This window comes from Streptomyces sp. NPDC056296 (assembly GCF_042268605.1).
GTDB lineage: Bacteria > Actinomycetota > Actinomycetes > Streptomycetales > Streptomycetaceae > Streptomyces.
This window is the reverse complement of the sequence record NZ_JBHJRX010000016.1, coordinates 40,346-53,103: the sequence shown is the minus strand read 5'-3', so window position 1 is coordinate 53,103 and position 12,758 is coordinate 40,346. Positions and strand designations below refer to the sequence as shown.

Annotated in this window: 14 protein-coding genes; 2 read left to right on the top strand and 12 right to left on the bottom strand. The window is 73.1% G+C overall.

The annotated features are described in order from the left end of the window. Positions 1-28: 28 nt before the first annotated feature. Complete coding sequence (locus tag ACFCZF_RS14325) at positions 29-643, bottom strand: hypothetical protein (RefSeq protein WP_376671905.1); 615 nt, start codon at positions 641-643, stop codon at positions 29-31. Beyond that, the gene (locus ACFCZF_RS14320; RefSeq protein WP_376671904.1) at positions 640-1,233 is read right to left on the bottom strand and encodes a nitroreductase family deazaflavin-dependent oxidoreductase; all 594 of its coding nucleotides are present in this window, start codon (positions 1,231-1,233) and stop codon (positions 640-642) included. The genes ACFCZF_RS14325 and ACFCZF_RS14320 overlap by 4 nt, the downstream gene beginning before the upstream one ends. A gap of 176 nt (positions 1,234-1,409) precedes the next feature. Between ACFCZF_RS14320 and ACFCZF_RS14315 the strand changes: the two genes are divergently transcribed. After that, on the top strand, positions 1,410-1,946 hold the full coding sequence (locus ACFCZF_RS14315; RefSeq protein ID WP_375910731.1) for a MarR family winged helix-turn-helix transcriptional regulator: 537 nt from the start codon (positions 1,410-1,412) through the stop codon (positions 1,944-1,946). A 12-nt stretch (positions 1,947-1,958) separates the two neighbouring features. Here ACFCZF_RS14315 and ACFCZF_RS14310 read toward each other — a convergent pair whose 3' ends face one another. From ACFCZF_RS14310 to ACFCZF_RS14265, 10 genes are all read right to left on the bottom strand, one after another. After that, entirely contained in the window at positions 1,959-2,705 is a 747-nt protein-coding gene (locus ACFCZF_RS14310; RefSeq protein WP_375910728.1) for a DUF4142 domain-containing protein, read from the bottom strand. A gap of 144 nt (positions 2,706-2,849) precedes the next feature. Further along, the gene (locus ACFCZF_RS14305; protein ID WP_376671903.1) at positions 2,850-3,284 is read right to left on the bottom strand and encodes a PPOX class F420-dependent oxidoreductase; all 435 of its coding nucleotides are present in this window, start codon (positions 3,282-3,284) and stop codon (positions 2,850-2,852) included. A 103-nt stretch (positions 3,285-3,387) separates the two neighbouring features. After that, positions 3,388-4,308 carry a DUF3152 domain-containing protein gene (locus ACFCZF_RS14300; RefSeq protein WP_375910722.1) on the bottom strand — a complete coding sequence of 307 codons (921 nt, stop codon included), beginning with the start codon at positions 4,306-4,308 and terminating at the stop codon, positions 3,388-3,390. A 284-nt stretch (positions 4,309-4,592) separates the two neighbouring features. After that, complete coding sequence (locus ACFCZF_RS14295) at positions 4,593-4,928, bottom strand: TcmI family type II polyketide cyclase (RefSeq protein WP_055417864.1); 336 nt, start codon at positions 4,926-4,928, stop codon at positions 4,593-4,595. 91 nt (positions 4,929-5,019) lie between these two features. Further along, positions 5,020-5,499, bottom strand: a complete 480-nt coding sequence (locus tag ACFCZF_RS14290) for an SRPBCC family protein (protein ID WP_375910719.1) — start codon at positions 5,497-5,499, stop codon at positions 5,020-5,022. 1 nt (position 5,500) lies between these two features. Next, a complete protein-coding gene (locus tag ACFCZF_RS14285; RefSeq protein WP_376671902.1) occupies positions 5,501-5,770 on the bottom strand; it encodes an acyl carrier protein in 270 nt (89 codons plus the stop codon). Between the two features lie 74 nt (positions 5,771-5,844). Then, positions 5,845-7,128, bottom strand: a complete 1,284-nt coding sequence (locus ACFCZF_RS14280; RefSeq protein ID WP_375910716.1) for a ketosynthase chain-length factor — start codon at positions 7,126-7,128, stop codon at positions 5,845-5,847. Further along, positions 7,125-8,396 carry a beta-ketoacyl-[acyl-carrier-protein] synthase family protein gene (locus ACFCZF_RS14275; protein WP_376671901.1) on the bottom strand — a complete coding sequence of 424 codons (1,272 nt, stop codon included), beginning with the start codon at positions 8,394-8,396 and terminating at the stop codon, positions 7,125-7,127. The genes ACFCZF_RS14280 and ACFCZF_RS14275 overlap by 4 nt, the downstream gene beginning before the upstream one ends. Then, positions 8,393-8,860 carry a cupin domain-containing protein gene (locus tag ACFCZF_RS14270; RefSeq protein WP_376671900.1) on the bottom strand — a complete coding sequence of 156 codons (468 nt, stop codon included), beginning with the start codon at positions 8,858-8,860 and terminating at the stop codon, positions 8,393-8,395. The genes ACFCZF_RS14275 and ACFCZF_RS14270 overlap by 4 nt, the downstream gene beginning before the upstream one ends. A gap of 212 nt (positions 8,861-9,072) precedes the next feature. Beyond that, the gene (locus tag ACFCZF_RS14265) at positions 9,073-10,320 is read right to left on the bottom strand and encodes a SchA/CurD-like domain-containing protein (protein WP_376671899.1); all 1,248 of its coding nucleotides are present in this window, start codon (positions 10,318-10,320) and stop codon (positions 9,073-9,075) included. A gap of 366 nt (positions 10,321-10,686) precedes the next feature. Here ACFCZF_RS14265 and ACFCZF_RS14260 point away from each other — a divergent pair, with 366 nt between their 5' ends. Further along, entirely contained in the window at positions 10,687-12,651 is a 1,965-nt protein-coding gene (locus ACFCZF_RS14260; RefSeq protein WP_376671898.1) for an FAD-dependent oxidoreductase, read from the top strand. Positions 12,652-12,758 lie beyond the last annotated feature (107 nt).

Sequence of the window (12,758 nt, the reverse complement as noted above, 5' to 3'; positions counted from 1 at the left end):
GGACAGTGCCGCTCGGTGTGCCCTTCAGTCAGTTGACGGCCCAGGAGGAGGACGCCCGGGGAACGGCGGACGGGGCGGGTTCGAAGACCGCGGGGCTCGCGTCGCCCGAGGCAGTCGGTGCGAGAGAGGCGGCGGTGGGCAGGACGGGGCTCTCCAGGACGGGGCTCTCCTCCAGGTGCTGCCCGATCGTTTCGGCCGGTCCGCCGCCCGGGGTGCCGGGGCCGGTGGACAGCTGCGACCACGCCGTCAGGGCGAGGGCGACCGCGGCGGCCGTGCCGATCACCCGGCCGACCCGCCGGACCCGGGCACGGCCGTCCAGCGCACGCCAGGCCGGGCCGGTCCATGGATCCTCCGGGTGCCACAGCTCGCCGACCACGCCGGACGGACGGGCAGCGGGTGCGTCCGTGTGCGTGTGCCTGTCCGCGCCGTCCGGGGGCCGGGGGCGCCAACCGGGTGTCCGGTCCCGCGCGGCGGGTTCCCTGAGGGCACAGGCGCGGATGGCGCGCTCGTCGTCCTCCAGGAACTGCCGCCAGACGTACTCCGGCACGGACGGCGTACCGCCGGGCTGGTCCGGCTGGTCCGGCTGATCCGGCTGATCCGGCTGTTCCGGCGTCGCGCCGCTGCCCGGCCCGGAAGCGGTCATGATCCCGCTCTTCCTCTCTTCGTCGGCCCGTACGGCGGCCGGTCCTGCCGCCCTCTTCCGCCCGCCACCGATCCCGGGGCCCGGCGGACTCCGTCGGCCGCGACGAGCCGCACGAACGGGATGGCCCGTCCGGCCGCACGGAACGACTCCTCGCCGCCGTCCACCGCCAATCCCATGAACGCACAAAGGCGCCGAGCCGTTCCCGGGTGCCGCCGGGCGTACTCCGCCATGATCCCGGCGCCCTCCTCGGCGGGCAGGAAGTGGGCGGTGACGGCGTGGTGGCGGTTGCCGAACTGGATGACCGTCTTGGGCTGCTGACGGAGGTTCCGGTACCAGTCCGCCTCCGGGCCGAAGCCGGAGGCGATGGTCCAAGTGGACTCACCGGGCTCGGCGGAGTCGTAGGAGACCACTTCGAGCACGACCCGGCGGTCACGGCCGCTGATCCGGCCGGTGTGGTGCAGCAGAAGCAGCCGCTTGCCGAAAAGGGGACCGAGCCCCCCGCGGAAGAGGAGGATCGGCAGCCGGGCGGCGGTGCGCCGCAGACCGGCGGGCGGCCGGGGCCGGTGGGGTGTCGGGTCCGTGCGTGCCATTCCCGCCCTCCTGATTCGGGACTCCGCCTCCACCTTTGCACAGGGAAAAGGTGGACGGGCAGTGGCCACTGCTCCTTTCGCGCCGGCCCGGTCGCCGGGCGGCCGGGACGGCGGCCGGGCCTTCCGCCTTCTGATCAGGTGAGTGAGCAGGGACTTCGGCACGGTAGAAAGGACACATGCCGGAGCGTGAGATGCCCGTCGGGGGCCTGGACGATGTCGACGCGGTCACCAGGGCCGTGCTGGCCGCGTCGCGACTGCTGGTGGCCGTCTCCGCACGGTCGCTCGCCGAGGTGGAGGAAAGGGTGACGCTGCCCCAGTTCCGGATGCTGATGGTGCTCTCCACCAGAGGCGCGACCAAGCTCGTCGCGCTCGCCGACCACCTCCAGGTCGCCCCGTCGACGGCGATGCGCATGGTCGACCGGCTGATCTCGGCCGGGCTCGCCGACCGGCAGACCAACCCCGACAACCGGCGCGAAACCCTTCTCCGGCTCACCGACGAGGGCCGACGCACCGTCGCGAACGTCAGCGCCCGGCGCCGCTCCGAGGTCGCCGCGATCGTCGAACGGCTCGCGCCGGGCCAGCGGGCGGCGCTGGTCGAGGCGCTCACCGCCTTCAGCGAGGCGGGCGGCGAACCCCTCGACCCGGCACCGGACGACCCTCAGCCGCATCCGCTCGGCTGGGCCGCGGACGTCACCGCCGCCCGGGACGCCTGACGCGTTCGGCGCTCACGGGGCCGCCGGTGACGGGGTGGGCGTCGGGGAGGCCGTGTTCACGTTCAGGTCGGGCCGCGGCTTGAGCACCAGCACCCGCTCGCCCGGCTGCGGCGGGGGCGGGGTGACCTTCTCCCTGGGCAGCTTCGCCGGTCCGGTCTGCTGGAAGGTGACCTGGTCGTACTCGACGAGCCCGGTCTTCTCCAGCACCGTGATGTGGTCCAGGACGGTGTCGTTGGCCAGGTCGGCCAGCTGACGCACCAGCGTGTTCTTCGTGGTGGCCCGGATCTTGGCGATCGCCGGGAAGATCTGACCGTGGGTCACCCGCATGATGTTGACCGCCGACGAGTCGAACTCCTTGCCGCTCTTGGCGTCCACCGTCGCCACGAAGTCCTCCTGTTGCGGGGAGGCCCGGTTGGGCAGCGTGATGCCCAGCTCCGGGGAGATCTCGCGGCACATCGCGTCCAGACCGGCGTGGCCGACGACCAGGTGCTCGCCGGCCGTCTTCATCGCCTTCGACGTACCGCGCTCCATCACGATCTCGCCCAGCGGGTACTCCCACAGCCCGGCGGCCCGGACCTTGACCACGAAGTCACGGTCGGCCTCGGTGAGCGGCCCGAACCTGGTGCTGGCGATGACCCGGTCCTGGTTGCCGTCGGCCTTGTCCAGACCGAGCATGGCCGGGAAGGCCAGCGCGGTGAGGGTCAGGGTCATCGCACCGAACAGGACGACGACTCCGATCCTGCTGCGGGACAGGCGCATGATGCCTCCAGGGGCGACGCGAGCGACTCGCACTCGACTGACTCGACGTCTCGACTCGTACTCGTTCGCCAGGAGGTACGGAAACGGCGGGCGGATCTATCACCGCGGGGGCACAAATCTTGCGGCCCGCCCCACCGCGCCCGTTCAGCCGATGTCGGCCCCGTACACGCGCTCCACCGTCATCGTGAGCAGCACCCGGCGGTCGGACACCATCGTCATCCGGTACTCGTCCCAGTCCGGGTGCTCTCCGGCGGCGGCGCGGTAGTACTCCACCAGCGCCTCCACCTCCGGTCCGTGCGGGTCGATGCCCGGCCCGGTGAGGGTCGCGACGCCCTCGGCGGTGGCCCAGGACCTGCCGTCCGGGGCGGTCACCTCAAGAGTGGCCCGCGGGTCCCGGCGCAGGTTCGCCGTCTTGGCCAGTCCCTCGCGGGTCGAGACGCGGATGACGCCGGCCTCCGGGTCGTAGGCGGGCATGACGGGGGAGAGCTGCGGGCGGCCGTCCGACTTGATCGTCGCGAGCACGCCGAGCCGGCTCTCCGCCAGCAGGGCGCGGGGGTCGAAACGCGGAGTGGTGGTCATGGACCGATCATCACCCCTCGCCCCACGCGCTGTCCCGCGAACCGTCCGCCGAACGCCCCCGCCGGGCGCCCGACCGAGCGCCCAAGAAACCTCGACCGAGTGCTCAGGAGACCGAGGGCCCGCCCAGGTACTCGCCGTCGCGGTCGTAGGGCCAGGCGTTGGCGACGCACCCCTTGAGGCCCTTGATCTGCTGCATCATCGCCGGGGCCGGCAGCCCGGGGCCGGGGCAGGTCTCGTGGCCGTGGCCGATGCGGTGGCCGACCTCGTGGTTGACGATCAGTGCCCGGTAGTCGCCGATCGGGCCGTCGAACTCGGGGGAGCCCAGGACCCAGCGCTTCAGGTTCACCACGACGTCCGTGCCGACCGCGCAGTTCACCTCGCCCCGGGTGCGCAGACCGTAGGCGCCGCAGATCTCGTCGACGGTGCCCGGCGTGGCGATCTTCACCACGAAGTCGTACGACCCCGAGCTGACCAGCCGGAAGGAGTTGGTCCCGTCCGTGGTCCAGCCGCGGCGGTCGGCGAGCACGTCGGATATCTCGGCCGCGGCGGCGCTCGGCCGGATGTCGATGCCCTCCTCGACCAGGACCTTGTACCGGCGTACGCGGCTGCCGGTGCCCACGGTCGAGCCGTCGGCCTCGGCGGTGACGAAGGTGCCGGGGCCGGTCGCGGGAATGGCGATGGTGGAGGGGGACGGCGAGGACGAGGGCGAGGCCTTCGCCGACGGCGACGCGGAAGGGCTCGGCGACCCGGACGGCGTCCCGCCGGCGGCACCGGGGCCGGCCGTGCGCTCGGCGGCGTCCAGGGCGTCGGCGACATCGGCCACCTGGTCGTCCGTCACCGGGGGCCGGGTGTCCCGCCAGTAGGCGACGGCGGCGCCCGCCGCGAGCAGTACGGACCCGAACGTCAGGCCGACCAGGACGACGCGGGCGGGACCCCGGCGTTTCCGTCTCCGGGCGCGGGACCTGCGCCCGGCACCGTCCGGCACGGCTCTTCGGCTGGACCGGCGGGCTGTGGATCGGCCCACGGCGTGCGTCCTCTCTGCTGGTCGGCGGGGCGCGCACAGTGGGTTCCTGTGTGCTTTTGTGCCCCCAAGATCAAAGCGGAAGGACGTGCGGAAACGTCACAGGACGCCACGTGGGGCTTCTCACGCAGGTGTTCGGTTCTGGTGTACAACCCTTCGGCGTCCTGGGCTGTCCGCGAGCCACGGGCCCGTCGTAGGCGCACACACGTGCGTCGGGGTCGCCCGAGGGAGGCGGGGCGACCCCGACGCGGTGTGCGGGACGACGCGGTGTGCGGGACGACGCGCCGTCAGCCGGCGGCGGTCCGCTCCCAGCGGTAGAAGCAGCGCGCCATCGCGTCCTTCGGACCGCGCCAGGTCGCCGGGTCGTACGCCGAGACGTACGGTTCGAGCCGCTCGCTGACCTGGCGGAACTCCGGATGCCCGGTCAGCCTGCCGATGGTGGGGGCCGGGTCCTCGTCGCTCTCGATGAGGTGCAGGTACACGCCGTCACCGAACTCGAAGAGACTGCGCCGGTTGACGCCCACCAGGTGCGGCAGCTCGCCGCTGTCGGACTCGGCGAACACCTTCGCGATGTCCGGCGCCGCGCCCGGTGCCATCCGGGCGACGATCAGGGTGTGGTGCATGGGGAGATGCCCTCCGTCGGTGTCGTTCGGTCCGGCGTTGCCGTTCGGTCCGCGGTGCCGTTCGGTCCGCGGTGCCGTTCGGTCCGCGGTCTCAGTCGGCGAGCACCGAGGCGGTCCGCCGCTCGCCCGCGGCCTGCTCGATCCGGTCCCGGATCAGGGCCATCTGCGTACGCGAGTTGCGGTTGATGTTGTCCGTCATCCAGGCGTCGTCCACGGGCGCCTCCGGCTTCATCGCGAAGTCCTGCGTCCAGCGCATCCGCGTGCCGTCGGCGGTCTCGGTGTACTCCCAGACGATGTTCATGTACTGGAAGGGGCCGGTCTCGACCCGGTGGGCGCGGACGGTGCGGGTCGTCGGGTCGGCGACGCGCTCGGAGACCCAGCTCCACACCTTGCCGTCCGCGTCCGGGTGCATGGTGAGCCGGAACGTGACGCGGTCGCCGTCGCGGTCGAGCACGTCCACGGAGGCGTACTCGCTGAACAGCCGGGGCCAGTCGTCGACGTCGTTGGTCATGTCCCAGACCAGCTCCATCGGCGCGGCGATGGTGATCTCGTTGTCGGTGTGGCCTGCCATGTCACACTCCCGTCTTCAGGGCGCCGTTGATCAGCGCGAGGAAATCCGCGGGCGTCTTGCAGCGCTCGGCCTGCTCCGGCAGGCCCAGCCCGTAGCGCTTCTCCAGCTCGGCCACGATGCCCAGCAGGCCGAGGGAGTCCAGGCCGAACGTGTCGAAACCGGCGTCGGCCTGCTGCCGGAGGGCGACCGGGTCGACGTGCACGCCGGCGGTGCGCTTCATCAGCGCGGCCAGCTCCTCGACGGTCACCTGGTAGTCCAGTTGGTCGGTCATGGGTGTCCTCCTTGACTCGGGTCGGCGCTCGCCCGGAAGCGGCGCTCGGTCGGGGTCGGCGTTGGTCGGGTCGGTCATCGGTCCGCGGACGGTGCGGCGTCGCCCTGCCGCAGGACGAGCGCCGAGTTGGAGCCCATGAGCCCGCGGCCGAGGATCAGGGCCGTGCGCGGCTCGGCGGGGCGGGCCCGGCCGGCCACCACGTCCAGGTCGTGGCACACGTCGAACACGTGCGGCGTGGGCGGGATCAGCCCGTGCTCCATGGCCAGCACCGCCGTCGCCACGTCCAGCACCGGCGCCGCGCAGTACGCCCGCCCGGTGCCGGTCTTGGGCGCGGTCACCGGCACGCGCCGCGCGTGCGGGCCGAGCGCGTCGGCCAGGGCCAGGGCCTCGGCCCGGTCGGCCTCCGGGACACCGAGGGCGTCCGCGAACACCACGTCGACCTCCTCGGGCCGGCAGCCCGCCTCGGCCAGCGCGCCCTCGATCGCGTGGGCCAGCCCCTGACGGGACTCCGCCCAGCGGGACGGACCGGTGAAGGTCGCCGCGTGCCCGGCCACCGTCGCCCGCACCTCCGCCCCGCGGTCCCGGGCCGCCGCCGCCTCCTCCACCACGAGTACTGCACCGCCCTCGGCCGGCGCGAACCCGCAGGCCGCGCCGGTGAACGGGCGGTAGGCGCGGTCGGCCTCGGTGGCCCGGCTCAGCTCCGGGTAGCCCAGCTGGCAGACGATCGAGTACGGGGCGAGCGGCGCCTCCGTCGCGCCGCAGACCACCGTGTCGGTGCCGTTCCGTACGGACAGCGCGGCATGCGCCAGGGCGTCCAGGCCGCCCGCCTCGTCGGCGGCGACGACCCCGCAGGGGCCCTTGAAGTCGTTGCGGATGGAGATCTGGCCGGTGCTGGCCGCGTAGAACCAGGCGATCGACTGGTACGGGCCGACGTACCGCGACCCCTGGCCCCACAGGTTCTGCAGCTCCCGCTGCCCGAACTCGCCGCCGCCCGACCCCGCGGCGGTGACCACGCCGACGGAGAACGGCGACTCGACGTCGGCGCGGCCGAAACGCGCGTCGTCCAGCGCCAGTTCGGTGGCGGTCAGGGCGAAGTGCGTGAACCGGTCGGTCTGGACGAGGTAACGCCCCTCGACCGTCTCGGCCGCGTCGAAGCCGCGCACCTCGCCCGCGATCCGCAAGGGCATGTCCTCGCAGCCCTCCCGGGTGACGGGCCCGAGGCTGCTGGCGCCGTCCGCGGCCGCCTTCCAGAACGCCTCGACCCCGATCCCGTGCGGGGACACCACGCCCAGTCCGGTGACGACGGCACGCCTGCTTCCGTCCTGTTGATGGCGCCTGGCCCGTTGTGGTCCGCTCATCGCAGCCCTCCTTCGGAACCGCTCAGTACGACGGCGGACTGGAATCCGCCGAAGCCGCTGCCCACCGACAGCACGTGCCGCAGCGTCCGCTCCCGTGCCTCGCGCGGCACGTAGTCCAGGTCGCACTCGGGGTCGGGGGTCGTGTAGTTGGCCGTGGGCGGCACCACCTGGTGGGCCATCGCCAGCACGCACGCGGCCAGCTCGATCGAGCCGATCGCACCGAGCGAGTGGCCGACCATGGACTTGATCGAGCTCATCGGCGTCGCGTAGGCGTGCTCGCCCAGCGAGCGTTTGACGGCCGCGGTCTCGTGCCGGTCGTTCTGCTGGGTGCCGGAGCCGTGGGCGTTCACGTAGTCGATGGCGGAGCCGTCCAGCTCCGCCATGTCGAGCGCGGTGTCGATGGCCCGCGCCATCTCCAGGCCCTCCTTGGTGAGCCCGGTCATGTGGTACGCGTTGCCGAACGTGGCGTAGCCGGAGATCTCGCAGTACACGTCCGCGCCACGGGCCCGGGCGTGCTCCAGGTCCTCCAGGACCAGCACCGCGGCGCCCTCGCCCATGACGAAGCCGTTGCGGTCGGCGTCGAAGGGCCGGGAGGCGTGCGCGGGGTCGTCGTTGTTCGGCGAGGTCGCCTTGATCGCGTCGAAGCAGGCCATGGTGATCGGCGATATCGGCGAGTCCGCCGCGCCCGCCAGGCACACGTCGACGCGTCCCTCGGCGACGGCGTGGTAGGCGTACCCCACCGCGTCCAGGCCGGACGTGCACCCGGTGGACACCGTCTGCACCGGCCCGTGCACGCCGAACTCCTCGGCCACGGCCGACGACAGCGTCGCCGGGGTGAAGGCCCGCTCCAGATGAGGCTCGGCCCGCCGGTCGTCCACGTCCCACCGCGAGCCGCGCTCGCTGACGAGTACGTAGTCGTGCTCCAGCCGGGTGGTGCCGCCGACCGCCGTGCCGAGCGTGGCGCCGGCCCGCCAGGGGTCCTCGCGCGCCATGTCGAGGTTCGCGTCCCGCACCGCCTCGGCGGCGGCGACGAGCGCGAACTGCACGTACCGGTCACTGCGCTGGACCGTGGCGAGGTCCAGCCCGTGCTCCAGCGGCTCGAAGTCGCACTCGGCGGCGATCTGCGAACGCAGCCCGGCCGGGTCGAACAGGGATATGCGGCGCGTCGCCGTACGGCCGTCGGACAGCAGGCCCCAGAACTGGGGCACGCCGATCCCGCCCGGGGCGACGACGCCTATGCCCGTGACGGCCACCCGTCGCCGGGTCATGACACCGCCTCGGCCGCCGTGGCGGGGCGCTCGTGCCCGGCGCATCCCGCGTGGTCACTCTGGGGGAGGGCGTTGCCCGCCGCGTCCTCGGTGTCGACGTGGCCGAGCTCCGGCCGCGGGGCCAGCGGCCCCAGGTGGAAGACGAGGCGCGCCTCTACGTCACCGACGTTGCGGAAGCGGTGGCGCATGTCCTGCGGGATCAGCAGCCCCTGCCCGGTGGCGAGGGAGTGCGGCACCCCGTCCAGGTCCACCTCCAGCCCGCCCTCGGTGACGTACACGAACTCCTCGGAGTACGGGTGGTAGTGCTCGGCGATGCGGTCGCCGGGCTGCACGATGGCCACGCCCATGAAGCCACTGGTCGACTCGGCGGTGGTGGGCGTGAGAAGGGCGCGGAGGTCTCCGCCGCGACGGCGGTTCGGCGCGATGTCGCCGAGGGAGACGATGCGTACCTGCTGGTCTGTCATGTCGTTCACTCCGGGCTGACTGGAGGCGGTGGGGAAGGTCGGAGAGGTCGGGGAGGTCGGGGAGTGCCGCGTGGTCCGGCGGGCGCGCCGTTGGGCCCGGCCGACTGCGTGGGGAGCGTGGTTTCGGGTGCGTGCTTCGGCCGAGTGCTCGGCCGCTGGGTCCGGCCTGGTCGTCGGGTCGAGTGGTTCGCCGTGTGGTTCGGCCGTGTGGTTCAGGTGGCGGGCGAACGCCGGTCGGTCAGCGGCGTCATACGGGCCCGTGCGAGCAGCTGCGACAGCGTGCGGGCCTCCGTCAGGGGCCCGTCGACGCCGAGGGCGGCCGTGTCCAGCAGCCGCTCGGCCACGGCCACCCCGGCACCTCCGCCGGCCCGGGACCCGTCGGCGGACGCGTCGGCGGACTTGTGCAGACCCAGGACGAACGCGAGCGCGTCGTCCGGGTCGCCGTCCATGTCGACGAGCCGTACGACCAGGTCGTCACGGTGGAACACGGTGACGGCGAGGACCGGGTTGTCCGGTGCGTGCGCGGCGGCCGCGTCCTGGCGGGCCAGCAGCCGGGCCAGTTCCGGACCGGCGCCGGGGCGGACCGGGTAGAGCAGCGCGACGCGTTGCGGGCGACGCGCGTCCGCCTCGTCGGTGGACGCCACGTGGTGGACGGCCGGCATGGCGGCCCGGGTGAAGAACCGCCGGGCGGCCCGGGGGTCGCGGAGGTCCCGCTCCTGCTCCAGGTACGGGTTGAGGGCCTCCTCGACGGCCCGCACCGCGGGCTGCTGGGCGACGTGGCGCAGTGCGGTCTGCAGGTCGCCCTGCACCTCCACGGCTCGTACGACCCGGTTGCCGTGCAGGAAGACCGAGGTGCGGAGCAGCCGGCCGGAGTCGTCGACGCGGGCGTCGGGCGGCGCGTAGCCGGCCAGCAGCCGGGCGACCTCCTCCTCACTGCCGGACCGCACGGTGAAGGTCAGGGCGTGCCGTACGACGTTGCTCCCGATCCGTGGAGCGGCCCGCAGCGGCTCACCGGCCGCGGCGGACGGGGGCTGTTCACCGGCGGTCTCCCGCAGCACGCTGTAGCGCAGGGAGTGGGTGTCGCGGACGTAGTCCTGCAGCGGCTCGACGGTGTCCAGGTGCTCTTCGCTGTTGACCCAGGCCAGAAAGGGTTCCGCGCTCTCCCACTCACTGGTGAGGAGCCACTGGGTGGGATTGTCCACCGACTGGCACAGCTGGTCACTCACATGTCCCGGAACGGCGGCGACCCGGTCGCGGATGCCGTCGTAGGCGTCCAGGAACTCCTGCTGCATTCCGTCGTGGATGTCCAGCATCAGGACGACCCGCACGCGGGATCCGTCGAACGCGGATACCGACACGCCGACCGCGTCCGCGGCCACGGCGGCCGATACCGCCGTGGCGTCTGTGGTCAGGGCATCTGCCGACACGGTATCCGTCGCTACGACGGGAGAGACCGTCATCCGGCCCACCTCTTCTCCGGGAACTTCCTCGTGGACTGGGGCGATCGTCGCGGCGTGCGCCATTGCTCCGGCGTGATGCGGCGGTCGCAGTAAGCACGATCGTGAGCCGTGCCCGCGGGGACCGCGAACCAGGAGGGTTAAGCGGGTGAAGCCTGAGCCGCCGCGGGCCGCAGGGGGCATGCATGAAGACCCCCGGCGCACACCCGTCGCGGGGCGAGTCACGCGACGACGGTCCGATGTACGGAGCGCGCACGTCCGTCAGCACCGAGGACGACGTACGTCACGACGAAGGACCACGTCCGTCACAACGGAAGACGACGTCCGTCACGACACGGGACGGACGTCCGTCACAACGGAGGACGAACAATGAACGAAAGAGCCGATCGGTCCGGCGGAGCCGCCCCCGGGGGCGGGGTCCACCGCGTCCCGGTCCTCATCGTCGGCGGATCCCTGGTGGGCCTGTCGACCTCGGTCTTCCTGGGGCGGCTGGGCATCCGGCACACCCTGGTGGAGCGCCACGCCGGCACCTCCATCCACCCCCGCGGACGCGGCAACAACGTCCGCACCATGGAAATCTTCCGCGTGTCCGGCACCGAGCCGGACATCAGGAAGGCCGCCGCCACCCTGGCCGAGAACCACGGCATCTTCCAGACGCCCACTCTGGTCGGTGACGCGGGGGAGTGGCTGTTCAAGGAGATGGACGCAGGGGGCGGACTGGCCCGCTTCAGCCCCAGCTCCTGGTGCCTGTGCTCCCAGAACGACCTGGAGCCGGAACTCCTCACCCACGCCACCAACCTCGGCGGCGACCTGCGCTTCGGCACCGAACTGCTCTCCTTCGAGGCCGACACCGACGGCGTCACGGCCATCGTCAAGAGCCGGGAGACCGGCGAGCACACCACCATCCGCGCGGACTACCTGGTCGCGGCCGACGGCCCCCGCAGCCCCGTCCGCGAGCAGCTCGGCATCGGTCAGAGCGGCCCCGGCGACCTCTTCCACAACGTCAGCATCACCTTCCGCTCCCGCCGCCTCGCCGGCGTCGTCGGCGACCGCCGCTTCATCGTCTGCTACCTGACCAGCGAGGACGCGGACGGAGCCCTCCTCCCCGTGGACAACCGCGAGAACTGGGTCTTCCACGCCCCCTGGCACCCCGAACAGGGCGAAACCGTCGAGGACTTCACCGACGAGCGCTGCGTCGCCCACATCCGCCGCGCGATCGGCGACCCGGACCTCGACATCGAGATCACCGGCAGGGCCCCCTGGCACGCCGCCCAGCGCGTGGCCCGCAGCTACCGCTCCGGCCGCGTCCTCCTGGCCGGCGACTCGGCCCACGAGATGTCCCCCACCGGCGCCTTCGGCTCCAACACCGGCATCCAGGACGCCCACAACCTCGCCTGGAAACTCGCCGCGGTCCTGGAGGGCTGGGCGGGCGACGGCCTCTTGGACACCTACGACGCGGAACGCCGCCCGGTCGCGGAGGCCACCAGCGCCCGAGCCGCGGGCCGCTCGGTGGAACACAGCCACCCGGGCTTCGCACCACCGCCGGGGATGGGGGGCGGGGGGCCGACCGGCAGCCCCGAGGGCGGCCCCGGCGGCGGCCCTGCGGGCGGTCCCGGCGGCGGCCCTGCGGGCGGTCCCCCTATGGGCCGCCCTGGCGGTCCCCCTGTGGGCGGCCCTGGTGGTCCCCCCGCGGGCGGCCTTGGTGGTCCCCCCGCGGGCGGCCCTGGTGGTCCCGCGGGTGGTCCCGGCGGTGGCCCTGCGGGCGGCAACCCCGGGGGCGGCCCCGGAGGCGGCGACGCGGGCGGCCCCATGGGCGGTCCAGGTGGCGGCCCCGGCGGAGGCCCGCAGCGCGGCATCCTCAACGTCGCCCTTGGCTACCGCTACCCCCAGGGTGCCGTGGTCGGCGCCGACCCGGGAACGCCGGTCGTCCCGGAAGGCCTGGACCTCACCGGCGCCCCCGGCAGCAGGGCCCCCCACCTCTGGCTCCGCCGCAGCGACGACAGCGACGCCCGCATCTCCACCCTGGACCTCTACGAGGACTCCCTGGTCCTGCTCAGCGACGCGACACAGCCCACCGGTTGGCACGAGGCGGCGACACACCTGGCGGCCGACATGCGGGTCCCGCTGAAGTCGTACCGCGTGGGCGGGACACCGGAGGCCGACCTGTCCCCGGCCGACGACGAAACCGACTGGGCGAGGACCCACGGAGTGACCTGCGGTGGCGCGGTCCTCGTCCGCCCCGACGGCTTCGTCGCGTGGCGCTCCCCGGGTCCGGCCCCGGACCCGGAGTCGATGCTGCGCCAAGTCGTGCGGACGGTCCTGGCACGCACGTGACATGACACCCCTGCCCGCCCCACCCCCAAACGTGGACCACTCCCCGGTCACCTGCTAGCGTCTCGTCGACGCTGAACCGGGGAGTGGTCCCCGCTACGTGTTGTTCG